23 protein-coding genes are annotated in these 22,615 nt (G+C 70.8%); 11 read left to right on the top strand and 12 right to left on the bottom strand.

All coding sequences use genetic code 11. From position 1 onward, the window contains the following. The first annotated feature begins 123 nt into the window (after positions 1-123). Positions 124-1,125, top strand: coding sequence for a ketopantoate reductase family protein (locus ACFUTX_RS03250; protein ID WP_378860746.1), 1,002 nt, complete (start codon positions 124-126; stop codon positions 1,123-1,125). On the opposite strand, the gene ACFUTX_RS03245 is transcribed toward ACFUTX_RS03250, so the two are convergent. The 3 genes from ACFUTX_RS03245 to cysS form a co-directional block, all read right to left on the bottom strand. Beyond that, positions 1,126-1,767, bottom strand: a complete 642-nt coding sequence (locus ACFUTX_RS03245) for an NAD(P)-dependent oxidoreductase (protein ID WP_378860745.1) — start codon at positions 1,765-1,767, stop codon at positions 1,126-1,128. It abuts the gene before it with no gap. A gap of 83 nt (positions 1,768-1,850) precedes the next feature. Then, a complete protein-coding gene (gene rlmB / locus ACFUTX_RS03240; RefSeq protein WP_378860744.1) occupies positions 1,851-2,843 on the bottom strand; it encodes a 23S rRNA (guanosine(2251)-2'-O)-methyltransferase RlmB in 993 nt (330 codons plus the stop codon). Beyond that, the gene (gene cysS / locus ACFUTX_RS03235) at positions 2,836-4,392 is read right to left on the bottom strand and encodes a cysteine--tRNA ligase (RefSeq protein ID WP_378860743.1); all 1,557 of its coding nucleotides are present in this window, start codon (positions 4,390-4,392) and stop codon (positions 2,836-2,838) included. The genes rlmB and cysS overlap by 8 nt, the downstream gene beginning before the upstream one ends. Positions 4,393-4,434: 42 nt before the next feature. Between cysS and ACFUTX_RS03230 the strand changes: the two genes are divergently transcribed. Further along, the gene (locus tag ACFUTX_RS03230; protein ID WP_378860742.1) at positions 4,435-5,367 is read left to right on the top strand and encodes a DMT family transporter; all 933 of its coding nucleotides are present in this window, start codon (positions 4,435-4,437) and stop codon (positions 5,365-5,367) included. A 44-nt stretch (positions 5,368-5,411) separates the two neighbouring features. Then, positions 5,412-5,879 (top strand): GNAT family N-acetyltransferase, encoded by a 468-nt coding sequence (locus ACFUTX_RS03225; protein ID WP_378860741.1) that lies wholly within the window; start codon positions 5,412-5,414, stop codon positions 5,877-5,879. Positions 5,880-5,885: 6 nt separating this feature from the next. On the opposite strand, the gene ispD is transcribed toward ACFUTX_RS03225, so the two are convergent. Both ispD and ACFUTX_RS03215 read right to left on the bottom strand, forming a co-directional pair. Then, a complete protein-coding gene (gene ispD, locus ACFUTX_RS03220; RefSeq protein ID WP_378860740.1) occupies positions 5,886-7,091 on the bottom strand; it encodes a 2-C-methyl-D-erythritol 4-phosphate cytidylyltransferase in 1,206 nt (401 codons plus the stop codon). A gap of 60 nt (positions 7,092-7,151) precedes the next feature. Further along, positions 7,152-7,634 (bottom strand): CarD family transcriptional regulator, encoded by a 483-nt coding sequence (locus ACFUTX_RS03215; protein WP_204978742.1) that lies wholly within the window; start codon positions 7,632-7,634, stop codon positions 7,152-7,154. 146 nt (positions 7,635-7,780) lie between these two features. Here ACFUTX_RS03215 and ACFUTX_RS03210 point away from each other — a divergent pair, with 146 nt between their 5' ends. Further along, positions 7,781-8,296: a DNA modification methylase gene (locus ACFUTX_RS03210; protein ID WP_378860739.1), complete on the top strand. Its 516-nt coding sequence runs from the start codon at positions 7,781-7,783 to the stop codon at positions 8,294-8,296. 58 nt (positions 8,297-8,354) lie between these two features. On the opposite strand, the gene ACFUTX_RS03205 is transcribed toward ACFUTX_RS03210, so the two are convergent. Further along, positions 8,355-9,038, bottom strand: coding sequence for a response regulator (locus tag ACFUTX_RS03205; protein ID WP_378860738.1), 684 nt, complete (start codon positions 9,036-9,038; stop codon positions 8,355-8,357). Next, positions 9,035-10,252, bottom strand: a complete 1,218-nt coding sequence (locus tag ACFUTX_RS03200) for a sensor histidine kinase (protein WP_378860737.1) — start codon at positions 10,250-10,252, stop codon at positions 9,035-9,037. The genes ACFUTX_RS03205 and ACFUTX_RS03200 overlap by 4 nt, the downstream gene beginning before the upstream one ends. Before the next feature lie 168 nt (positions 10,253-10,420). Here ACFUTX_RS03200 and phoU point away from each other — a divergent pair, with 168 nt between their 5' ends. Continuing rightward, positions 10,421-11,101 (top strand): phosphate signaling complex protein PhoU, encoded by a 681-nt coding sequence (gene phoU / locus ACFUTX_RS03195; protein WP_378860736.1) that lies wholly within the window; start codon positions 10,421-10,423, stop codon positions 11,099-11,101. A gap of 167 nt (positions 11,102-11,268) precedes the next feature. Here the strand turns inward: phoU and ACFUTX_RS03190 are convergent, their stop codons facing one another. Then, the gene (locus ACFUTX_RS03190) at positions 11,269-12,015 is read right to left on the bottom strand and encodes a phosphoglyceromutase (protein ID WP_378860735.1); all 747 of its coding nucleotides are present in this window, start codon (positions 12,013-12,015) and stop codon (positions 11,269-11,271) included. Between the two features lie 64 nt (positions 12,016-12,079). On the opposite strand from ACFUTX_RS03190, the gene ACFUTX_RS03185 reads away from it, so the two are divergent. After that, positions 12,080-12,922: a class I SAM-dependent methyltransferase gene (locus ACFUTX_RS03185; protein WP_378860734.1), complete on the top strand. Its 843-nt coding sequence runs from the start codon at positions 12,080-12,082 to the stop codon at positions 12,920-12,922. A 9-nt stretch (positions 12,923-12,931) separates the two neighbouring features. On the opposite strand, the gene ACFUTX_RS03180 is transcribed toward ACFUTX_RS03185, so the two are convergent. The 4 genes from ACFUTX_RS03180 to ACFUTX_RS03165 form a co-directional block, all read right to left on the bottom strand. Further along, complete coding sequence (locus ACFUTX_RS03180; protein ID WP_378860733.1) at positions 12,932-14,032, bottom strand: aromatic acid exporter family protein; 1,101 nt, start codon at positions 14,030-14,032, stop codon at positions 12,932-12,934. Continuing rightward, positions 14,029-15,132 (bottom strand): YgfZ/GcvT domain-containing protein, encoded by a 1,104-nt coding sequence (locus ACFUTX_RS03175; RefSeq protein ID WP_378860732.1) that lies wholly within the window; start codon positions 15,130-15,132, stop codon positions 14,029-14,031. The genes ACFUTX_RS03180 and ACFUTX_RS03175 overlap by 4 nt, the downstream gene beginning before the upstream one ends. Beyond that, positions 15,132-15,728 (bottom strand): FABP family protein, encoded by a 597-nt coding sequence (locus ACFUTX_RS03170; RefSeq protein WP_378860731.1) that lies wholly within the window; start codon positions 15,726-15,728, stop codon positions 15,132-15,134. Before ACFUTX_RS03170 ends, ACFUTX_RS03175 begins: the two co-directional genes overlap by 1 nt. A 161-nt stretch (positions 15,729-15,889) precedes the next feature. Further along, positions 15,890-16,180 carry a hypothetical protein gene (locus tag ACFUTX_RS03165; RefSeq protein ID WP_378860730.1) on the bottom strand — a complete coding sequence of 97 codons (291 nt, stop codon included), beginning with the start codon at positions 16,178-16,180 and terminating at the stop codon, positions 15,890-15,892. A 213-nt stretch (positions 16,181-16,393) separates the two neighbouring features. On the opposite strand from ACFUTX_RS03165, the gene ACFUTX_RS03160 reads away from it, so the two are divergent. From ACFUTX_RS03160 to pstC, 5 genes are all read left to right on the top strand, one after another. Beyond that, the gene (locus ACFUTX_RS03160; protein ID WP_378860729.1) at positions 16,394-17,092 is read left to right on the top strand and encodes a winged helix-turn-helix domain-containing protein; all 699 of its coding nucleotides are present in this window, start codon (positions 16,394-16,396) and stop codon (positions 17,090-17,092) included. A 90-nt stretch (positions 17,093-17,182) separates the two neighbouring features. Next, the gene (locus tag ACFUTX_RS03155; RefSeq protein WP_378860728.1) at positions 17,183-19,345 is read left to right on the top strand and encodes an RNA degradosome polyphosphate kinase; all 2,163 of its coding nucleotides are present in this window, start codon (positions 17,183-17,185) and stop codon (positions 19,343-19,345) included. After that, a complete protein-coding gene (locus tag ACFUTX_RS03150; protein ID WP_378860727.1) occupies positions 19,342-20,280 on the top strand; it encodes an NUDIX domain-containing protein in 939 nt (312 codons plus the stop codon). The genes ACFUTX_RS03155 and ACFUTX_RS03150 overlap by 4 nt, the downstream gene beginning before the upstream one ends. A 188-nt stretch (positions 20,281-20,468) precedes the next feature. Next, positions 20,469-21,581 carry a phosphate ABC transporter substrate-binding protein PstS gene (gene pstS, locus ACFUTX_RS03145; protein WP_378860726.1) on the top strand — a complete coding sequence of 371 codons (1,113 nt, stop codon included), beginning with the start codon at positions 20,469-20,471 and terminating at the stop codon, positions 21,579-21,581. 86 nt (positions 21,582-21,667) lie between these two features. Next, positions 21,668-22,615: a phosphate ABC transporter permease subunit PstC gene (gene pstC / locus ACFUTX_RS03140; protein WP_378860725.1), complete on the top strand. Its 948-nt coding sequence runs from the start codon at positions 21,668-21,670 to the stop codon at positions 22,613-22,615.

Below are 22,615 nucleotides of genomic sequence, written 5' to 3'. Positions count from 1 at the left end.
GAATGTTCACTTTTGGTTTACACTGTCACCCGAATCACGCGCAAGATCAAGTACTTTGTGAACCAATCGCGCATGACTTCGGCGTTTGCCGCGAAAATGTACACCATTACTCCAGGGAGAGGCATGGGACGCTCGATCGCCGTCATCGGAGCCGGCGCCAACGGCGCATCGATCGGCGCGGATCTCATCGCCGTGGGGCACGACGTGACCCTCGTCGAGCAGTGGCCGGCCCATGTCGACGCGATGCGGTCGCGCGGACTGCGCATCGAGATGCCCGATCGGGAGCTGATCGTCGAGCCGCGCGCGCTCCATGTGTGCGAGGTCGCAGAGCTGCGGCATCCGTTCGACGTGGTGCTCGTCGTCATGAAGGCCTATGACACCCGCTGGGCGTCGGAGCTCATCGCCCCTGCGGTGGCCCCCGACGGCCTCGTCGTGGCCCTGCAGAACGGGATGACCACCGACGCGGTCGCCGCCGCCGTCGGCTCCGACCGCACCGTCGGCAGCGTGATCGAGGTGTCGTCCACGATGGACGAACCCGGCGTCGTGCACCGGCACACTGCCCCGGAGAGGTCGTGGTTCGCGGTCGACGCGGCGCCGCGCGCGGACGTCGTGGCGGAGCTGCTGTCGGCATCCGGCACCGTGGCCCGCTTCGACGACATCGCGTCGGCGAAGTGGATGAAGCTGGTGAGCAACGCGACGGTGCTCGTGACCACCGCCGCGCTCGGTCTGCCGATGGCGGACGCGATCCGCGTGCCGGGTGTGCGCGACGCCATGCTCGCCGCCGGCCGCGAGGCCTTCGCCGTGGGACGCGCGCGCGGACACCGAGCCCTGCCGATCTTCGGGCTGACCGCCGCCGACATCGGCGACGAGGACGCGGTCGTCGAGACGATGCTCGACGTGCTCTACGAGAGGTTCGTCGTCGAGGGTGCCACAACGACCGTCCTGCAGGACTGGCGCAAGGGCCGCCGCAGCGAGGCCGGCGACCTCAACGGCCTGGTGGCGACGGAGGGCGAACGCCTCGGTGTGCCGACTCCCGTCAACGCCGCCGTGACCGCGCTCGCTCGGCGGATCGAGCGCGGCGAGATCGCGCCCGATCCGTCGAACGCGGCGCTCCTGCGCGCGTGATCAGTAGCCGACGGTGAAGCGCTCGCGCGAGTGCTTCGGCTCCTCGATCTCGTCGATCACGGCGACCGCGAGGTCGGGACCCGAGATGAAGGACTCGCCGTTCTCGTCGGTCACGAGCACGTCGCCCCCGTCGCGGTAGGTTCCGGTTCGCTCGCCGGGGTTCCAGGCGCCGAATCCGCCCGCCGGGTGCACGTAGAACCAGTCGCGCGACGCCGGACCGGCCTGCAGATCCTCGAGCACGCCGATCGCCTCGAGCGCCTCGGGCTTGTACTCCTCGGTGAAGGACGGCTGGTCGACGAGACGCTCGCCGCCGGGGGCGACGAGGCTGCCGCCGGCGCCGCCGATCACGCCGACGCGGACGGTGTCGGGCAGCTCGACGAGCAGCTCGGCGACGTTCGAGCGGACGCTCCCCTCCATGTCTCCCCGAGCGGGGACCGCGAGGACGACCACGTCGACGCCTTCGAGCTCCGCCACGAGGCTGGGCACGTCGAGCAGGGTCCCCTCGATGTACGTCGCGCCCTCGACCCGGTCGGAGGCGACCGTGCGGGCGACGGACACGACGGTGTGGCCCCGGTTCACGGCCTCCTGGACGATGTGGCTGCCGGCGTAGCCGGTTCCTCCGATGACGGCGATGCGTGCCATGGTCTTCCTTTCGACGGTGATGTGAATGCCAGCGCGCCGCCCGGCCGATTCATTCCCGTGAATGCGGCCGGCTCAGGCATCCGTCACTCCGCGGCGGCACCCCGCAGGGTGGCCACCTGGTAGAGGGCGACGGATGCCGCGATGCCGGCGTTCAGCGACTCGGTCGCTCCGGAGATGGGGATCGACACGATCTGATCGCACGTCTCGGTGACCAGGCGCGACAGCCCCTTGCCCTCGGAGCCGACGACGATGACGACGGGCCGGTCGGCGAGCTGGAGCGACGGGAGCGACACGTCGCCGCCACCGTCCAGGCCGAGGATGAACACGCCCTGCTTCTTGAACTCCTTCAGCGTCGTCGTGAGGTTGGGGGCGATCGCGACGGGGATGCGGGCGGCCGCTCCGGCGCTGGTCTTCCAGGCCGCCGAGTTCACGCTGGCCGAGCGGCGCTGCGGCACGATCACGCCCTGTCCCCCGAACGCCGCGGTGGAGCGGATGATCGCGCCAAGGTTGCGCGGGTCGGTGATGCCGTCCAGCGCCACGAAGAGCGGGAGAACGTCGTCGGCGATGACCTCCTCGAGAAGGTCCTGCGGGTGGGCGTACTCGTACGGCGGCACCTTCAGGGCGACGCCCTGGTGCACGCCGTCGAAACCGGCCATGCGGTCGAGCTCGGGTCGCGTCACCTCCAGGACCGGGATGTCGCGGTGCGTGGCGATCGCGAGCATCTCTTTCACGCGATCATCCATCTCGACGCGCTGCGCGATGTAGAACGCCGTGGCGGGAATCTTGGCGCGCAGAGCCTCGAGCACGGAGTTGCGGCCCGTCACGGTCTCGGTGTCGTCGTCCTTCTTCGCGCGGGGCTGACGGCTCTGGCCCGACGATCCGCCCGGCTTCCCCTTGCCCCCGGCGGCGGCGTAGCGCTCGGCGGCCGCCTTGCGCTTGCCGGCGGGGTGCCAGGCGCGGTCCTCGGCCTTCGGGGTCGGCCCACGGCCTTCGAGCGAGCGCTTGTTCTTGCCGCCGGTGCCTTTCGTCGGGCCCTTCTTGCCCTTCGCGGCGCCGGGGCGTCCTGGCTTAGCCATGAGTTTCCTTTCCGGCCGGGGTCTCCCGGCGGGCCCGCTCGCGCGAGCCGGGCTTGTCGGGGGCCGGAGCATCCGCGATGCTCCAGTGCGTCCCGTCGGCGGTGTCTTCGAGGGCGATCCCGGCCGCCGCGATGGCGTCGCGGATGCGGTCGGCGGCCGCCCAGTCCTTCGCGGCCCGCGCGTCGGCGCGCTGCGCGATCATCGTCTGCACGAGGGCGTCGAGAGCGGATGCCTCGGCCGAGCCGTCGGAGCTGCTCCACTGCGCGTCGAGGGGGTCGATGCCGAGGATCCCGGTCATCTTCCGCACCTGCAGCGACCACTCCCAGGCCCCGCCGTCGTCGCCGGCGTCGAGGGCGGAGTTGCCCGCGCGGACGGCGTCGTGGATGACGGCGAGCGCCTGCGGCACACCCAGGTCGTCGTCCATCGCCGCCGCGAACGCGGGCGGCATCTCGTCGGACCAGGGGCCGCCCGGCTCGGGCAGCGGGGCCTCCGCACCCGGGACGAAGCCCTCGGGCCGTTCGGCGCTCCACACGAACGGGTGCCCCGCGCGCCGCACCCGCTCGAGGAACGTGCGGATGCGGCCGATCGCCGCCTCGGCCTCGTCGAACCCGCGCTGCGAGATGTCGAGGCTGGACCGGTAGTGGGCGGCGAGAAGCGCGTAGCGCAGCACGAGCGGGTCGAGCTCTTCGAGCACCTCGGAAGCGAGGACGAAGTTGAACAGCGACTTCGACATCTTCTGACCGTCGACCGTGACGAGCCCGTTGTGCACCCAGTACCGGGCGAAGGGATCGCCCGCCGCGGTGGACTGGGCGAGCTCGTTCTCGTGATGCGGGAAGCGCAGGTCGAGGCCGCCGCCGTGGATGTCGAACTCCGGGCCGAGGTAGCGGCGCGACATCGCCGAGCACTCGATGTGCCATCCGGGCCGGCCCGGTCCCCACGGCGAGTCCCACGTGGCGGACTCCGGCTCGTCGGCTTTGGCGCCCTTCCACAGCGCGAAGTCGCGCGGGTCGCGCTTGCCCCGGGGGTCGGCGTCGGCGGCGGGCTCCATGGCGTCGAGGCTCTGACGCGTGAGTTCGCCGTAGTGCCGCCACGAACGGACGTCGAAGTAGACGTCTCCCGCGGCATCCGAGTCGCCATCGGCGGCGTACGCGTGCCCGGCCGAGATCAGGCGCTCGATGAGCTGCTGCATCTGCGGGATCGACGCGGTCGCCCGCGGCTCGTAGGTCGGGGGAAGGATGCCGATGGCCGCGTAGGCGCGCGAGAACTCGAGCTCCATGCGGTAGGCCAGCGCCCACCACGGCTCGCCTTCGTCGGCGTTGGCGAGCACTTTGTCGTCGATGTCGGTGACGTTGCGGACGAAGGTGACGCGGCCGTGGCGGTGCGCGAGCCACCGGCGGAGGATGTCGAAGCTGAGCGCGCCGCGCAGATGACCGATGTGCGGGCCGGACTGCACCGTCGGGCCGCAGACGTAGACGGTGACGTTCGCGGGGTCGAGCGGAACGAAGTCCCGCAGGGCCTGCGCCTTGCTGTCGTAGAGCTGAACCGTCACCGGACCAGCCTACCGGCCGGGTTTCCGGTAGAACTGAGTGCGATGCATGTGCTCGCCGTCCTCGCCGCAGCGATGCTGTTCGGCACGACGGGCACCTCGCAGGCCCTCGGTCCCGAGGGCACCACCCCGCTGTCGATCGGCGTCATGCGCATGGTGATCGGCGGCACGGGCCTCGCCGTGCTCGCGTTCGCTCTCGCCGCCCGCCACGCGCGCCGCCGGCCGGTGGACGCCGCTCCGCGGCTGCGGCTGGGATGGCGTCCGCTGTCCCTCATGGTGCTGACCGGCGCGTGTCTCGCGCTCTACCAGCCCCTTTTCTTCCTCGGCACCGCGCGCAACGGCGTCGCCGTCGGCACGGTGGTCGCCCTCGGCTCGGCGCCGATCCTCGCCGGGCTGCTCGAGTGGGCGCTCACGCGGCGGATGCCGACCCCGACGTGGATGGGGGCGACCGCGCTCGCCACGCTCGGCGTCGTGCTGCTCGGCTTCGGCGGGCAGTCGGGCGGTTCCGGCGGAACCGACCCCGTGGGTCTCCTCGGTTCGATCGGCGCCGGTGCGTCCTTCGCCGTGATCGCGAACGCGCAGCGGAGACTCCTGGACTCGGGGTGGGATCCGTTCACCGTGGTCGGCGCGATGGGAGCGTCGTCGGCGGTCATCTGCGCGTTCGGGCTGCCGTTCGTCGACCTCGCCTGGCTGGGCACCGCGAGCGGGATCGCGATGGCCCTCTGGCTGGGGCTCGGCACGATCTCGGTGGCGTACGTGCTCTTCACCTGGGGCCTCAGCGGGCTCACGGCGGCCACGGCCGCCACGCTCACCCTCGGCGAACCGCTCACTGCGGCGGTACTCGGGATCGTGGTGCTGGGTGAACGGCTGTCCGCGCTCGCCGTCGTGGGCCTGATCGTCCTGGGCGCGGGACTGGCTCTCCTGGCCTGGGGATCCCGCGCGCCGCGCGACCCCGCGCCGTTCGCCGTCGAGGCGTGACGTAACCTGCCCGCAACGCCGGTCATGGCACACTGGCATGCGACATGACCGCGACTCTCGACATCCGTCCCGACGATCTCGCCTCCGACACCACGCGGGCGCTCATCGCCTTCCACCTCGCGGGGATGCACGACACGTCGCCGCCCGAGAGCGTGCACGCCCTCGACGTCGACGGCCTGCGCGACCCCGCCGTCTCGTTCTGGGCGGCCTGGGCGGGCGACGACCTCGCGGGGATCGGCGCCCTGAAGTCCCTCGACGCGTCGCGCGGCGAGCTGAAGTCGATGCGCGTGGACGATCGCTATCTCGGCCAGGGCGTAGGTCGCGCGCTGCTGCGGCACATCATCGAGCAGGCGCGGGAGCGGGGCATGACGAGCCTGTGGCTCGAGACGGGTTCGACGCCCGAGTTCGTGCCCGCCCAGCGCCTGTACGAGAGCGAGGGGTTCGTGCGCTGCGGCCCGTTCGAGGGGTATCGCGACGACCCGTTCTCGGTCTTCATGACCCGTCGGCTGTGAGGCAGGTCAGGCCCTGACCACCACGGCGACGGCGAACGCCGCCACGCCCTCGCCGCGTCCGGTGAAACCCAGGCCGTCCGTGGTCGTGGCCGAGACGGTCACCGGTGCACCGCCCAGCGCGGCCGACAGCGTTGCCTCCGCCTCGGCGCGGCGCCCGGCGAATCGCGGCCGGTTGGCCTGAACCTGCACCGACACGTTGCCGACGCGCCATCCCGCCTCGCCGAGGAGTCCGAGCGTGCGCGACAGGAAGGCATCGGCGTGCGCCCCGGCGTACTCGGGGTGGTCGGTGCCGAAGTGCGTGCCGATGTCGCCGAGGCCCGCTGCGGCGAGCAGCGCGTCGACGATGGCGTGGGCGACGGCGTCGCCGTCGGAGTGGCCCGCGAGCGCCTGCTCCCCCGGCCACCGGAGGCCGGCGAGCCACAGGTCGCCGTCTCCGCCGAAGCCGTGCACGTCGGTGCCGACGCCGACGCGGGGCAGCACGGCGTCGTGTTCGAGGCGCGTCGGGGCGGGCGCGATGGGCGCCGCCGCGACGAGGGCGCGGGCACGGTCGAGGTCGGCGGGCGCCGTGATCTTGAAGGCGAGCGGATGCCCCGGCACGGCCACCACCGCATGGCCTGCCTCCGCGACCAGCGCGGCATCATCGGTGAACTCGCCGGACGCGTCACGGTAGGCCGACGCGAGGATGTCTCGACGGAACGCCTGCGGGGTCTGCGCCGCGGAGAGCTCGGAGCGATCCACCGCCCCGATCACCTCGCCGCCCTCGACCCGCTTGATGGTGTCGACGACCGCGAGCACGGGGATCGCCCCCGCGCTGCCGGAGTCCACCGCGGAGATCACCCGCTCGAACACCTCGGGCGGGGTGAGAGCGCGCGCCGCGTCGTGCACGAGCACGATCTCGATATCGGCCCAGAGCCCGGCCAGACCGGCGGCCACCGACGCCTGCCGGGTGGCACCACCCGTCACCACCGAGACCAGGTCCCGGCGCGGACCCGCCGCGGCCAGCGCCTCGCTCAGCGCGTCCCCTTCACGGCCCGCCGGCGCGACGATCACCACCTGCGCGGAGGGGGCGTCGAACACGCGCCGAAGCGCATGGCGCAGCACGGTGTGCTCGTCGATGCCGACGAACGCCTTCGGCGCTCCCGCCCCCAAGCGGGTGCCTGACCCGGCCGCGACCACGATGATGCCGACGCGGGGAACAGGTGTGATCGTCACGCCTCCACGCTACCGGGCGCCGCCTCAGGGAAGAGTGCGGTGCGCCCGTCGAGCGAGGTGTCAGCTCGCGAGGACCTCGTCGAGGATGACGCTGGCCTTCTCTTCGTCGGTCTTCTCGGCGAGAGCGAGCTCGGAGATCAGGATCTGCTTCGCCTTCGCGAGCATGCGCTTCTCGCCCGCCGACAGTCCGCGGTCCTGGTCGCGTCGCCAGAGGTCGCGCACGACCTCGCTCACCTTGATGACGTCACCGGACGCGAGCTTCTCGAGGTTCGCCTTGTATCGACGGGACCAGTTCGTGGGCTCTTCCGTGAACGGAGCGCGCAGCACCTCGAAGACCTTGTCGAGCCCGTCCTTGCCGATGACGTCGCGGACACCGACCAGATCGACATTCTCGGCAGGGACCTCGATGATGAGATCACCCTGCGTGACGTTGAGCTTCAGATACTTCTTGGTCTCGCCCTTGATGATCCGGTCTTTGACCTCGATGATCGTTGCCGCGCCGTGGTGGGGGTAAACGACCGTCTCGCCAACCTCAAAAAGCATGGAGTTATGTCCTTTCGGCAACCTCCAGGATACCACAGGCGACATACGCTAGAGTTCGCCGCTCACCGGCGGCACGATCCCCCGCGGGCGCGCCCGGCGAACCCCCTAGAATGCTGAGGAAGCCGTCATCCGTCCTGGGAGGGTCAGTGATCTCGATACACCGCGCCAACGGAGCGGCCCGTGACTCGCGCACGCGGCGCCTGATCGCGATCGGCGCCCTCACGGCCGCCGTGGCGCTCGGTACGACCGGGTGCAGCATGATCTCGCCGCAGGCCACCACCATTCAGTACTCGGCCGCCGAAGGCGTGAACGTCTACGACAACGGCCCCCTCGACGTGCGCAACGCCTACATCGTCGCGACCGAGGACGGCGCGGAGGGCAACTTCGTCGCCGCGATCGTCAACGACACCGACGAGGCGCACACGCTGCGCATCGAGATCGGCGAGGGCGGGGGCGGCGAGCAGCTCAGCGTGCGCGTCCCGGCCCGCACGACCGTCAGCCTCGGCGCCGACGGCGAAGACCCGCTCCTGGTCGAAGGGCTCGACACCCCGCCGGGCGCCGACGTCCCCGGCTTCTTCCAGTCCGGCGAAGAAGAGGGCACGCTCATCTCGGTGCCGGTGCTCGACGGCGAGCTGCCCTACCTGGCTCCGCTCGTCCCCTGACGCGCACCCGCATCCCCGCGAGAGCCCGCCGCGCCCTGCGCCGGCGGGCTCTCGCGCGTCAGCCCTCGAATCGGTAGCCGAGGCCCCGCACCGTCACCAGCATCTCCGGGGCGCCCGGATTCGCTTCGATCCGCGACCGGATGCGCTTGATGTGCACGTCGAGCGTCTTCGTGTCTCCGAAGTAGTCGCTTCCCCACACGCGGTCGATCAGCTGGCCCCGGGTCAGGACGCGGCCGGCATTGCGCATCAGCACCTCGAGCAGCTCGAATTCCTTGAGCGGCATGCTGATCTCGTGGCCCTCGACCGCCACGGTGTGCCGGTCGATGTCGAGCACCACGCGGCCGCCCTCGAGCACGCGGTCGTCGAGGTCGGCGTCCACCTGCGAGAACCTGCGCAGCACGGCACGCATGCGCGCCAGCAGCTCGCGCGCCGAGTAGGGCTTCGTGACGTAGTCGTCGGCGCCCAGCTCCAGGCCCACGACGATGTCGACTTCGGAGTCCTTGGCGGTCAGCATGATGATCGGCACCGTCGAGGTCGTCCGGATCTGGCGGCAGACCTCGGTTCCCGGCATCCCGGGCAGCATCAGATCGAGCAGGACGATGTCGCCACCGCGCTCGCGGAAGGCGGTGAGAGCGGCGGGGCCGTCTTCCGCGATCTCCACCTCGTACCCCTCACGGCGCAGCAGGTAGGCGAGCGGGTCGGCGAGGTCGGGCTCGTCCTCGACGATCAGGACGCGGGTCATACGGGCTCTCCGTTCATGGGAAGGGGCGTGGATGCTTCGACGGCGGGACGCTTCTTCTTGCGACCGCGCTTGGGCTGTGCCTGCTCGACCGGCGCGGGCGAGGCGGGGAGGCGGATGGTGAAGGTCGAGCCGCGCCCGGGCCGTGACCACAGTCGCACCTCTCCCCCATGGCGCTGGACCGCGTGCTTCACGATCGAGAGACCGAGACCGCTGCCGCCGGTGCGGCGCGCACGCGCGGGGTCGGAGCGGTAGAAGCGCTCGAACACGCGGTCCTGCTCGCCCTCGGCGATGCCGATCCCCCGATCCGTGACGGCGATCTCGACGATGCCGTCGACCAGCTTCACGCCGACGCCGACGCTCGATCCGCGCGGCGAGTACGCGATCGCGTTCGCGATGAGGTTGCCGACGGCCTCGATCAGGATCTGGGCGTCCCCGCGCACGTAGAGCCCCCGCTTCCCGCCGCGCACCACCTCGACGCCGGCGGAGTCCGCCTGGATCGCGTGCGCATCGACCGACGAGGCCACGACCTCGTCGATCGAGACGGCCCGCTCGGCGGAGATCTCCTCCGACGACTGCAGCCGCGACAGGTTCATGATCCGCGAGGTGAGGAGGGCGAGACGGGATGCCTCGGCCGACAGCCGCGCGGCGAAGATCCGCACCTGCGGCGGATCGTCGGCCGCCGATTCGATCGCCTCCGCCAGCAGGCTCACGGCGCCCACCGGCGTCTTGAGCTCGTGACTCGTGTTCGCCACGAAGTCGCGACGCATCTGCTCGACGCGCTCACGCTCGGTGATGTCGCGAAGCACCATCAGGGTCAGTCGGGGCGAGATGCGCGTGGCACGGACCGCGACGAGGCGCGGCTCGGCCGGCGGCGCGCCGCGACGCAGCCGGATGGTGTCGGTCGCCGGCGTCTCGGAGTCGCGCGCCGCCCGGGCGATCGCGCGCAGCTCGTCGGCGGGCACGGAACGCCCCTCGACGAAGTGGAACGGCGCGGCCGCGGCGGAGGCCGCCAGGACGGTGTAGGACGCGTCGACGACGACCGCGGCGTCGTCCATGCCGTGCAGCACCTCGCGCACTCCGTCGGGGATCGCCAGCGAGGTCTCCGCCCGAGCACGATCGCGCGCTCGCAGCGAGGTGACGATGACCGCGGAGACGGAGCCCCCGATGACGACGCCGGCGAGGAGGGCGAGCAGCGCGAGCTGCGTCGTATCCATGGGATTAGCGTAAGGGGGCACCGCGACGACTTATTCACGGAGCCGCGGAGTCGCGGCTCCGCGGCGGGTACTATTCACCGCTGTGGCACTGTTCGTTAACCTTCGCTGACGACAATCGCCTCGATCGCGGCGGCGCATGCTGCCCGAATCTCGAAAGGGTGCATCCTCATGCGCGAAGTCTTCCACCAGTCGCTCGAAGACGTGCAGAGCCGTCTCGTTGAGATCGCCGAGCTCGTCACCGTGGCCATGGACAAGGCCACCCGTGCGTTCAGCACGAGCGACGTCGCGCTCGCCGAGGAGGTCATCGAGGCCGACGCCGTGATCGACGAGAAGGCGGTCGCGCTGGACGAGCTGGCGATCGAGATCCTCGCCCGCCAGCAGCCGGTGGCCCGCGACCTGCGCATCGTCGTGAGCGCGCTCCGCATGAGCGCGTCGCTCGAGCGCATGGGCGACATCGCCGAGCACATCGCGCAGCTCACCCGCATGCGCTTCCCCGAACGCGCGATCCCGCGCGGACTCAAGTCGACCTTCACCAAGATGGGTCAGCTCGATGTCGAGGTCGCGCGCCAGCTCACCGAGCTCCTGCGCACGCAAGACCTCGCGGTCACCGAGTCCATCCGCAACGCGGACGACGAGATCGACGACCTCCACGTGTCGGTCTTCGAGAAGGTTCTCAGCGACAGCTGGCAGGGCGAGGCATCCGCCACCGTCGATGCGACCCTCGCGAGCCGCTACCACGAGCGCTTCGCCGACCACGCCGTCTCCGTGGCGAAGAAGGTGGCGTACCTGTCGACGGGCGACTGGACGCCGTCGACCGAGACCCTGGACGTCATCACGGCGCAGCCCTGACCGCACAGACCAGAAAGACCGGATGCCTCTCGGGGGGCATCCGGTCTTTCTGTGTCAGACGCTCGGAACGCCGGGGGCGTCCGGAGGTCTCGATACGCCGCTCGCGCGGCTACTCGACCTGAGTCGACCCGCGTCAACGCCGCTTCGCGGCATTGATCCGGGTCGACTCATTTTCCCTGCGAGGCGACGGCGGCCGCGCCGGCGGCGGCGGCCTCGGGGTCGAGGTACTCGCCCGGTCCGAGCGGCTTGAGATCTTCGCCGAGGCGGTACACCAGCGGGATGCCGGTCGGGATGTTGAGCTCGGCGATGTCGGCGTCGCTGATGTCGTCGAGATGCTTCACCAGGCCGCGCAGCGAGTTGCCATGAGCGGTGACCAGCACGGTCTTGCCGGCCTGGAGGTCGGGGACGATCTCGTCGTGCCAGTACGGCAGCAGACGGTCGATGACGAGCTTGAGCGACTCGGTGCGGGGCACCTCGCCGTCGATGCCCTGGTAGCGGGGGTCGCCCACCTGGCTGAATTCGCTGTCGTCGTCGAGCGGCGGCGGCGGCACATCAAAGGAACGGCGCCACAGCATGAACTGCTCCTGACCGAACTCCTGGAGGGTCTGGGCCTTGTCTTTGCCCTGGAGCGCGCCGTAGTGGCGCTCGTTGAGACGCCACGAGCGCTTCATGGGGATCCACAGCCGGTCGGCCGCATCCAGGGCCAGGTTCGCGGTCTGGATGGCGCGGCTCAGCACCGAGGTGTGCAGCACGTCGGGGAGGATCCCCGACTCGGCGAGGAGCTCGCCGCCGCGCGTGGCCTCGGAGCGACCCAGCTCGGAGAGCCGCACGTCGACCCATCCCGTGAAGAGGTTGAGCTCGTTCCATTCGCTCTGGCCGTGTCGGAGGAGGATCAGCGTGTAAGGCGCGGTCATGCGCCCCATGATATCGGCGCGGAGCCGACGACCCGTGGCCGATGACGGCTGGCATCATGGGCGCATGGCCTCCGCTCGCTCCTCGGCCCCGCACGGCGCCCGGGTGGGGCGGATCACCCGGGGGACGACCGGCACCAACCGGCTGCGCAGGATCGACCGATGGATCGCTCGGCACCCGACCCTGCGGCGCGCCGAGGATCCGCTCGTGGTCGACCTCGGCTACGGGGCCAGCGGGGTGACCGCGCTCGAGCTCGCCGCACGCCTCGCCCGAGCGCGGTCCGACGTCGAGGTCCTCGGTTTGGAGATCGATCCCGAGCGCGTGCAGCGCGCCGAGGAGCAGCTCGCCGCCGTCCGGGCCGGGCACACGCCCTTCCCCCGGGATCTCCGCGTCTCGTTCGGCGTCGGAGGGTTCGAGGTGCCGGTGCCGAGTGGCCGGCGACCCGCGGTGATCCGCGCATTCAACGTGCTGCGCCAGTACGACGAGCACGAGGTGGCGCCGGCGTGGGCGTCGATGGCGGCGCGCCTGGCGCCCGGCGGACTCCTCGTCGAGGGCACGTGCGACGAGATCGGCCGCATCGCGACCTGGGTCGCGATCACCGCCGACGGGTCGCCGCGATCGCTCACCGTATCGCTCAGACTGGCGGGGCTGGAGCATCCGTCCGTCGCCGCGGAGCGGCTCCCCAAGGCGCTCATCCACCGCAACGTGCCCGGAGAGCGCATCCACGCCCTGCTCGCCGACCTCGACGCCGCATGGGACCGCGCCGCCGCGGTGTCGCCCTTCGGCCCGGTCGAGCGCTGGCGCACCGCCCTGGACGCCCTCGCCGGCACCGGATGGCCCGTGCAGGAGCGCTCCCGGTGGCGACTCGGAGAACTGACGGTCCCCTGGACCGCCGTCGCCCCGAACTGAGCCGCGACGTCAGATGCGGGGCACCGCGTGTCGTGCCTCCGCCGCCGGCATGCCGGTCGCGGTGAGCAGATCGACCACGAGCGGGCGCATCGCCGCGATGAGGTTCTGATCGCCCAGCGACGCCCCCGGAAGCAACTCGGCCGGGTTCAGCCGCCCCGCGACCGCCACGAGAGCCGCGCGCGCGGCGGGCTCGAACGCGACGTCGTCGAGGGAGTCCGCGACGAAGCCGGCGGCCCGGGCGATCTCGGCGAGAACGTCCGCCGAGACGGGGCGCGGCACCCCGTCGTCGCACAGGTACACGACCCGGCGCGCCACGACGCGGAGGTTGCGGGTCGCGAGCTCGACGGATTCGCGGATGCGCTCCTGCCGCTGCAGCTCGTAGTGCTGTCGGCGCAGGAACGGCGAGATGCGGGCGATCGCGCGGCCCGATTCCAGCGTGGACCGCCATTCGTCGAGCTGGGGCTGGAATGCGCGCGCCTTCTCGAGCCCGCGCTCGGCGCGCAGCCGATCGCCGCGGCGCAGCGCCTGGACGAGGGTGGCCGATGTGCCGTCGACCGCCGCGAAGACCGACCGCGCCTCGCGTAGCGCGGATTTCAGCGGGTTGCGAGGGATCAGCGCCGTCACCAGCAGAGCCGCCACTCCGCCGACGATGCCGTCGACGAGGCGCAGGAACGGCGCCGTCGCGGGGATGATCATGACGATCAGCGACTGGATGGCGGCGGCGATCGCGAACCCGGCCTGCGAGGACAGGATGCGGGCGACAGCGAGAGTCAGCGCCAGAGCCAGTCCCAGCTGCCACCACCCCGTCCCCGCGACGAGCAGCAGCGCCTCGGCCACGAGGATCCCCAGCAGCATCCCGAGAACCGTCTCGAGCACACGCCGGGGCCGCGCATCGCGCACCAGACCGAGGCTGGACACCGTCACCGTCGCGGCCAGAAGCGGCGCCGGATGCCCCAGGACGTTGTGGGCGAACGCGTAGGCGCCGGTGGCGGCGACCACGATCTGGAGGATCGGGATGCCGGAGTCGCGCAGCCGGGCGATGGCCGGCCGCGGGTCGAAGCGCGCCCGCCAGCCCGTGACCACCGGCGCGGTGACGGGCGAGCCGGTCATTTCGCCGGTGCGCGGCGCGACAGTCGGGGAAGGCGCGGGACGTTCGCCGTCGCACCCGCATCGGGCGGCACCACGACCTCCTGCGCCGCCGAGATCGGCCCGTCTTCGGTGTCGACGACCAGATCCGCGCCGACGGGCGTCGACCGGCGCACGATGGCGAGCGCGATCGGCCCCTCTTCGAAATGCCGGGCGACCGAGGTCACCGCCCCCACGGCATCGTCTGCCACGCGCACGGCCGCACCGCGGGCGGGCAGCACGCTCGCGCTGCCATCGAGCTGCAGCGCCACGAGGCGGCGCGGCGGGTGACCGAGGTTGTGCACCTTCGCGACCGTCTCCTGTCCGCGGTAGCAGCCCTTGCTGAGATGGACGGCGGTGCGCAGCCAGTCCAGCTCGTGCGGAAGCACGCGCTCGTCGACGTCGGCCGACCAGCGCGGGCGCCAGGCCGCCACCCGGAGCGCGTCGGCGGCGACGACGCCCGCCACCTGGAGGTCGCCGGCGGCCGCGGCATCCGCGATCCGTCGCTCCTCGTCACGCGTGACGACCACCTCGACCCAGTCGCGCTCGGTGCCGGGGTGCGGTTCGACGGCGGCGTAGGCGTGCCCTCCGGGCGACACCTGGGGCCAGGGGTCGGTCCAGACCACCGGCACCCCCGCCGGCGCGGTCGGAGTCACCCGGGCGACGCCGGCCGCGGTCCCGCCGATCACGGCGACCTCGTCGCCCGCGTGGCGCGGATCGACCCGCAGGCGGAAGCGCATCTTGCGCAGCCACGAGAGCAGGCCCTCCGCGTCGTCGCGATCGACGATGAGCCACGCGGTCTCGCCGTCATCGACGACGGATGCCGCGTGCTCGACGTGACCCTGCGGGTCGAGCACCAGCAGCTCGGTGCTCACCCCCGGCTCGAGATGCGCGAGAGCCTGCGACGTCAGCGAGTCCAGCCAGGAGAGCCGATCCTCGCCCGGCACCGCCAGGACGGCCCGGTCGCCGAGCGGCGCGATGGCCTCGCCCGCCGCGAGAGCCCGCTGCTCGACGAGTGGGTTGCCGACATGCTGCAGGACCCCGCCGTCGACGACGGCGCCCGGAACAGCGGCGAACGCGGACATCACTCCGCCCTGGCGAGACGCGCCGAGGCGTGCGCGCCCAGTTCGTGTCCGAGCGCCGCCATGTCCCAGGCCCAGAGCAGGTGACCGTCGACGAGTCCGAACATGCGGGAAGCGGCGGCGTACGTCTTGGCGCCGGCAGGACGCACCACGGCGTCGGTGGCGATGTCGATGCGGGGACCCCGGATCTGACCGAGATACAGCTCGCTCACGCCGTCGGAGTGCACGAGGGCGACCTCGATGTCGAAGCCCCCCTCCGCGTTGCGCAGGAGCTCGACGTCATCGACGGTGCGGGTCTCGCCGGCGGCTAGGGGCGGCAGCAGGCCCGGCCCGGGATCGGCGTCGGTGGCGGGACGCGACAGACGCCAGAACCCCGTCTCCGCCACCAGGGGGACGCGCGTCCCGCCCTCGCCGTCGAGCCAGGCGCTCGCGGAGTAGTTGAGGTAATCGCCGCCGTCATGGCTGAAGCTGACCCGATGCGTGAACTCCCCGCTGAACGCGTGGTCGGCGTAGTCGATGACCCCGGTGCCCTCCCACACGCCGACGAGCCACGAGAGGGGCGCGAGGTCGGCGGGGAGGTCGGTCGGCAGGTCGAACACGGCGCGACCGATCAGCGCTGGCCGCGGTACAGGTTCTTGAGGACGACGACCGAGACGAAGACGATCGCGAGCGAGGCCAGACCGAGCAGGCCCACGTAGAACATCTCGAGCGCGAAGAGATCCATGGCGCCAGTCTAGTCGGCCGCCCGGGCGCGCCGGCGTCAGCCCGGGACGATGGCGGCGAGCCCGAATCCGAGGCTGATCACGCCCATCACCACGAGCGCGCCGACCGCGCTGGCCGCGACGCGTTGGGTGAAGCCCTGGGAGCGGCCCGACGACAGCTGGACCGCGAACGCCAGGATGAGGCATCCGCCCAGTCCCACCGCGAGCCACTGCGCGCGCCACTCGTCGCCCGCGAAGAGACCGACGAGCACGCCGACGACGGCCGCCACCACCCACACGGCGATGATGCCGCCGAGGGTGCGGCGGGGAGCGAGTTCCGGCACTGCCACGTGCTCATTCTCACCCACGCGGCCCCCGGATGCACGGCCCCGCCGCACGGTGACCGGCCGAGTCGCCAAGACACGCCGCACCGGGGCCCGGCGTGCCGGCGTGTCTTGGCGACTGCTCAACCGGGCCGGGGCCGGGGGCCGGGCGGGAAAACCTGCCTTCCGCACGCTCTACACTGGGGTCACGGTGCACCCGCGCTCCGGGAAGGCGACGCTTTGGCACAGCTCCTCGTTCTCAGCTCCGCGCATGGAGGCGGCCCCGTCCTGCCCTCGCTCGAACTGCTGAGCCACCGGGTGCGCCAGATCCCGGCCGAACCCGCGCAGCTGGTCAACGCCCCGAGCGCCGACGTGATCTTCGTCGATGCCCGCGTCGACCTCGTCGGCGCCAAGTCGCTGTGCAAGATCCTCAACACGACGGGCCTCGACGCGCCCCTCCTCCTCGTGGTGACCGAGGGCGGGCTGACCGCGGTCTCCACCGACTGGGGCATCGACGACGTGATCCTCGTCACTGCCGGACCGGCCGAGGTCGACGCCCGCGTGCGGCTCGCGATCGGCCGCATGAGCAAGGAGCAGGTCTCGACCCGCATCCAGACCTCGGGCATCACGATCGACGAGTCGTCGTACTCGGCCAAGGTCCACGGCAAGCCGCTCGACCTCACCTACAAGGAGTTCCAGCTCCTGCACTTCTTCGCCACGCACCCCTCGCGCGTGTTCACCCGCGAGCAGCTGCTGAGCGAGGTCTGGGGCTACGACTACTTCGGCGGCACCCGCACGGTCGACGTCCACGTGCGGCGGCTGCGCGCGAAGCTCGGCGACCTCGAGCAGCTCATCGGCACGGTGCGCAACGTCGGCTACCGCTTCAACGTCTACGAGGACGACCAGCTGCCCGCGCCGCGGGAGCGTACCGGCGCCTGATTCCTCCACAGGGGGTCGACGGATGCCGGGGGCCGAGGCATCCGGACCCTCGTTCACACGCTCGTCACCTGTGCCTGCAATGATGAGGGGATGATCGAACACGAGGTGCTCGACGCTGGGCTCGGCGATGCGGACGACGACGACTTCGACCTGGACGAAGAACTCGACGCGCAGCTGCCCGAGCATCGCTACCTCGATCGCGAGCTCAGCTGGCTCGCGTTCAACCAGCGAGTGCTCGAACTGGCCGAAGACCCCACGCTCCCCCTGCTGGAGCGGGCGAACTTCCTCGCGATCTTCGCGAGCAACCTCGACGAGTTCTTCATGGTGCGGGTGGCCGGGCTCAAGCGCCGCATCGTCACCGGCCTCGCCGTGCCGACCAACGTCGGCCGTGCTCCCGCCGACGTGCTCGCCGACATCTCGAAAGAGGCCCACCGGCTGCAGCTGCGCCACGCGGACGCGTGGATGCACCTCGTCAAGCCGGCGCTCGCCGAGGCCGGGGTCGACGTGGTCTCGTACGACGCGCTCGACGACCACGACCGCGCCACCCTGTACGAGTACTTCCAGGCGCAGGTGTTCCCGGTGCTCATGCCGCTCGCGGTCGACCCGGCCCACCCGTTCCCGTACATCTCGGGACTGTCGCTCAACCTCGCGATCCGCATCCGCAACGCGCGCACCGGCCGGCAGGAGTTCGCCCGCCTGAAGGTGCCGCCGATGCTGCCGCGCTTCGTCGAGGTGCCCGACCGTGACGGCGCGGTGCGCTATCTCCCGCTCGAAGAACTGATCTCGAACCACCTCGATGACCTCTTCCCGGGCATGGAGGTGCTCGACCACCACGCCTTCCGGCTCACCCGCAACGAAGACGTCGTCGTCGAGGAGGACGAGTCCGAGAACCTCATCCAGGCGCTCGAGGCCGAGCTGCTGCGCCGCCGCTTCGGCCCGCCGATCCGCCTCGAGATCACCGACGACATGGACGAGGTGACCCTCGGCCTGCTGATCCGCGAGCTCGGCATCACCGAGCAGGAGGTCTATCGCCTCCCCGGGCCGCTCGACCTGCGCGGTCTGTTCGACCTGCGCATCGACCGGCCCGACCTGCGCTACAAGCCGCACGTGCCGACCACCGCGATGGCGTTCCAGCCCGGCGACAACAACGAGCGCCCCGACATCTTCGCCTCGATCCGCAAGGGCGACGTGCTGGTCCACCACCCGTACGAGTCGTTCGCGACCAGTGTGCAGGCGTTCCTCGAGCAGGCGGCGCGAGACCCGCACGTGCTCGCCATCAAGCAGACGCTCTACCGCACGTCGGGCGACAGCCCGATCGTCGAGGCGCTGATCGACGCCGCGGAGGCCGGAAAGCAGGTGCTGGCCCTCGTCGAGATCAAGGCGCGGTTCGACGAGGCGAACAACATCCTGTGGGCGCGCAAGCTCGAGAAGGCGGGCGTCCACGTGGTCTACGGCCTCGTCGGACTCAAGACGCACTGCAAGCTGGCTCTGGTGATCCGCGAAGAGGGCGGAGTGCTGCGCAGCTACAGCCACGTCGGCACGGGCAACTACAACCCCAAGACCAGCCGCATCTACGAGGACTTCGGACTCTTCACCGCCGACGACCAGGTCGGCCGCGACCTCACGCGTCTCTTCAACGAGCTCAGCGGCTACGCGATCGAGAAGAAGTTCAAGCGCCTCCTCGTCGCCCCGCTCCACCTGCGCAAGGGACTCCTGCGTCTCATCGACAAGGAGCGGCGCAACGCCATCGCCGGGCGTGAGGCCCGCGTCCGCATCAAGGTCAACTCGATGGTCGACGAGCAGATCATCGACGCCCTGTACCGCGCCAGCCAGGCGGGCGTGAAGATCGACGTCTGGGTGCGCGGGATCTGCTCGCTCAAACCCGGCGTGCCCGGCATGAGCGAGAACATCCGGGTCCGCAGCATCCTGGGCCGCTACCTGGAGCACTCGCGCATCTTCACGTTCCACAACGACGGCGACCCGCAGGTCTACATCGGCAGTGCCGACATGATGCACCGCAACCTCGACCGGCGCGTCGAGGCCCTGGTGCGCGTGACGGCTCCCGCCCACCTCAAGGAGCTCACGGACTTCTTCGATCTCGCGATGAGCGACGGCACGAGCTCGTGGCACCTCGGGCCCGACGGAGAATGGACGCGCCACAACGTCGGCGAAGACGGCAAGCTGCTCGTCGACGTCCAGGACCGCACCATGACCAACGTGCAGCGCCGTCGGCGGGCACGCGCGGTGCGATGACGGCGACCGCCGTCTACGCCGCGGGCGGAGTGGTCTGGCGCATCGTCGACGACAAACTGCACGTGCTCCTGATCCACCGCACGAAGTACCGCGACGTGACGCTGCCGAAGGGCAAAGTCGACCCCGGCGAGATGCTCGCCGAGACCGCCGCGCGCGAGATCTTCGAAGAGACCGGGATCCGCGTCGCGCTCGGGGTGCCCGTCGGCGTCTCGCGGTACCGCCTTCCGAGCAAGCGCACGAAGATCGTGCACTATTGGGCAGCCGAGGCGACGGAGGCCGCGATCCGCGCGTCGGCGTTCGTGCCGAACAAAGAGATCGCCGCCCTCGAGTGGGTCAGCGTGAAGAAGGCCCGCTCCCGGCTGAGCTATCCGGTCGACATCGAGATCCTCGACAACTTCCATCGCCTCGTCGACGAAGGAGTCCTGCGGACGTTCCCGATCATCGCGCTGCGTCACGCCAAAGCACTCGGCCGCGAGGACTGGGACGGAGCGGATGCCGCGCGCCCCCTCGCCCCGCGGGGCAAAAAGCAGGCGAACGCGATCGTCGGGCCGCTCCTGGCGTTCGGAGCACGAAAGATCGTCTCCAGCCCCGCCGTCCGGTGCGTGAAGACCGTCGTGCCCCTGTCGGCGGCACTCGGCCGCAAGATCGACAGGTCACCGCTCATCAGTCAGGACGCCTGGGAAGAGGGCGCGTCCGACGCGCGGACGATCATCGGGCAGCGCGTGCGCGCCCGCAAGGCGGCGGTGCTGTGCAGCCATGGTCCGGTGCTGCCCGAGATCCTGAGCGAGCTCGCGTTGGCGACGGGCACCCTGCGGGGGTCGTACCTGGGCAGCGCATCGGCGCTCGAACCCGGTGCGTTCTCGGTCGCGCACCTGTCGGTCGACAACCCCGGATCGGGGATCGTCGCGATCGAGACCCACGTTCCGAAGGTCTGACCGCACGGGATCCGGGGGCACGCGCCTTCATCCCGGTGCATGGATGTCGGCGTTCCGTTCACCTCTCGTTCACCATTCGAGCGCAGTCTCTTAAGAGTCCGAGCCTACGTTTCAGTGCGTGCCCTGCACCGGGCCGTTACCCGAAGCCCTCCCGGGCCTCATTCCCTGACACGTGAAGGATTCACACAGTGAAGATCTCCCGCATCGCCCAGGTGGGCGCTGTCGCCGCAGTCGCGGCCCTCGCCCTCGCCGGCTGCGCCGCAAACGAGACCTCCGGCGGAGGCTCGTCCGAGGAGCCCACGGTCTCCGACCTCTCCGGTGAGCTCTCGGGCGGCGGCTCGTCCGCTCAGGAGGTGGCCGTTCAGGCATGGACCGCCGGCTTCCAGACCACCAACCCCGAGGTGACGATCAACTACGACCCGTCCGGTTCCGGCGCGGGCCGCGAGTCCTTCCAGGCGGGCGCCTTCCCGTTCGCCGGGTCTGACCGCGCCTTCACCATCGAGGAGATCGAAGCCGGTCCGTTCGACGGCTGCGCCGACGGCTCGGCGATCATCGAGCTTCCGACGTACATCTCGCCCATCGCCGTCATCTTCAACATCGAGGGCGTCGACACCCTCAACCTCGACGCGGCGACCATCGCCGGCCTGTTCTCGGGTGAGATCACCAACTGGAACGACCCGGCCATCGCCGCCCTCAACGAGGGCGTCGAGCTCCCCGATCTCGCTGTGACGCCGGTCCACCGCCAGGACGACTCGGGCACCACCGAGAACTTCACCGACTACCTGTATCAGGCCGCACCCGACGTGTGGACCTCGGAGCCCGACGGCGTGTGGCCGCTCGACAGCGGCGAGGGCGCCAACGGCACCTCCGGCGTCGTCTCCGCTGTCGCCGGCGGCAACGGGACCATCGGCTACGCCGACGCGTCGCGCGCCGCGGAAGAGGGTCTCTCGACGGCTGCCGTGCAGGTCGGCGACGAATTCGTCTCGTACTCGCCCGAGGCGGCCGCCGCCATCGTCGACGCCTCGCCGCTCGAAGAGGGGCGCGGTGAGGGCGACCTCGCCATCGAGCTCGACCGCTCTTCCGAGGAGGCCGGCGTCTACCCGATCGTCCTCGTGAGCTACATGATCGCCTGCCAGGAGTACACCGACGCGGCCGTCGCGCCGCTGGTCAAGGGCTTCCTGCAGTACGTCGCCAGCCCCGAGGGGCAGGACGCTGCGGCCGAGGCCGCCGGCAGCGCGCCGATCTCTGACGCCCTGCGCGAGCAGGTCAACGCCGCGATCGACACCATCGTCACCGAGTAGTAAGCAAGAGAACAGATACCCGGCCCGGCAGGCTTCGCGTCGCCGGGCCGGGTATCACCCTGAAACCCGAACCGAGACAGGATCCCATGACCACCACCGCCCCACCGGTCGTCAAGACCGCAGCGAAGCAGCGGCCGGGCGACCGCTGGTTCTCGGGGACCGCGCTGTTCGCGGGATCCATGATCCTCGTGACCCTCGCGGCCGTCACGATCTTCCTCATCGTCCAGTCGATCCCCGGTCTGACCGCGAACAGCAACACCGCCAGCATCCTCACCGGAACGTTCTGGGAGTACGTATGGCCGCTCGCGTTCGGCACCGTGTGGGTGTCGCTGCTCGCCCTCCTGATGGCTGTGCCCCTCTCCGTCGCCGTCGCCCTCTTCATCTCGCACTACGCTCCCCGGCGCCTCGCGCAGGGTCTCGGCTACATCGTCGACCTGCTGGCTGCCGTGCCGTCGGTCGTGTTCGGCCTGTGGGGCATCACGGTGCTCGCGCCCGCCGTCCAGCCCGTCTACACCTGGCTCACCGTCAACATGGGCTGGTTCCCGCTGTTCAGCGGCACCGTCTCGGCCACCGGGCGCACGATCTTCACCGCCGCCATCGTCCTCGCCGTCATGGTCGTGCCGATCATCACCGCGATCTGCCGCGAGATCTTCCTCCAGACGCCCGTCCTCCACGAAGAGGCCGCGCTCGCGCTCGGCGCGACCCGCTGGGAGATGATCCGCATGGCCGTCTTCCCGTTCGGGCGCAGCGGCATCGTGTCGGCCTCGATGCTGGGCCTGGGCCGCGCGCTCGGCGAGACGATGGCCGTCGCGATGGTGCTGTCGGCCACCGGCATCGTCACATTCCAGCTCTTCACTGCCGAGAACCCGAGCACCATCCCCGCGAACATCGCGCTGTCGTTCCCCGAGGCCTACGGCCTGAACATCAACGTCCTCATCGCGACGGGCCTCATCCTGTTCATCGTCACGTTCGCCGTCAACGCGGTCGCCCGCTGGATCGTCAGCCGGCGCAAGGAATTCTCGGGAGCCAACTGA

It is taken from the genome of Microbacterium sp. NPDC057407, assembly GCF_042803895.1.
In the GTDB taxonomy this organism is placed as follows: Bacteria; Actinomycetota; Actinomycetes; order Actinomycetales; family Microbacteriaceae; genus Microbacterium.
This window is presented reverse-complemented; position numbering and strand designations above follow the sequence as displayed.

Coding starts and splice junctions, on each gene's coding strand:
- ACFUTX_RS03250 (WP_378860746.1), top strand. CDS start 124: ATGGGACGCTCGATCGCCGTCATCGGAGCCGGCGCCAACGGCGCATCG.
- ACFUTX_RS03245 (WP_378860745.1), bottom strand. CDS start 1,767: ATGGCACGCATCGCCGTCATCGGAGGAACCGGCTACGCCGGCAGCCAC.
- rlmB (WP_378860744.1), bottom strand. CDS start 2,843: ATGGCTAAGCCAGGACGCCCCGGCGCCGCGAAGGGCAAGAAGGGCCCG.
- ACFUTX_RS03230 (WP_378860742.1), top strand. CDS start 4,435: ATGCATGTGCTCGCCGTCCTCGCCGCAGCGATGCTGTTCGGCACGACG.
- ACFUTX_RS03225 (WP_378860741.1), top strand. CDS start 5,412: ATGACCGCGACTCTCGACATCCGTCCCGACGATCTCGCCTCCGACACC.
- ACFUTX_RS03215 (WP_204978742.1), bottom strand. CDS start 7,634: ATGCTTTTTGAGGTTGGCGAGACGGTCGTTTACCCCCACCACGGCGCG.
- ACFUTX_RS03205 (WP_378860738.1), bottom strand. CDS start 9,038: ATGACCCGCGTCCTGATCGTCGAGGACGAGCCCGACCTCGCCGACCCG.
- ACFUTX_RS03200 (WP_378860737.1), bottom strand. CDS start 10,252: ATGGATACGACGCAGCTCGCGCTGCTCGCCCTCCTCGCCGGCGTCGTC.
- phoU (WP_378860736.1), top strand. CDS start 10,421: ATGCGCGAAGTCTTCCACCAGTCGCTCGAAGACGTGCAGAGCCGTCTC.
- ACFUTX_RS03190 (WP_378860735.1), bottom strand. CDS start 12,015: ATGACCGCGCCTTACACGCTGATCCTCCTCCGACACGGCCAGAGCGAA.
- ACFUTX_RS03185 (WP_378860734.1), top strand. CDS start 12,080: ATGGCCTCCGCTCGCTCCTCGGCCCCGCACGGCGCCCGGGTGGGGCGG.
- ACFUTX_RS03180 (WP_378860733.1), bottom strand. CDS start 14,032: ATGACCGGCTCGCCCGTCACCGCGCCGGTGGTCACGGGCTGGCGGGCG.
- ACFUTX_RS03175 (WP_378860732.1), bottom strand. CDS start 15,132: ATGTCCGCGTTCGCCGCTGTTCCGGGCGCCGTCGTCGACGGCGGGGTC.
- ACFUTX_RS03155 (WP_378860728.1), top strand. CDS start 17,183: ATGATCGAACACGAGGTGCTCGACGCTGGGCTCGGCGATGCGGACGAC.
- ACFUTX_RS03150 (WP_378860727.1), top strand. CDS start 19,342: ATGACGGCGACCGCCGTCTACGCCGCGGGCGGAGTGGTCTGGCGCATC.
- pstC (WP_378860725.1), top strand. CDS start 21,668: ATGACCACCACCGCCCCACCGGTCGTCAAGACCGCAGCGAAGCAGCGG.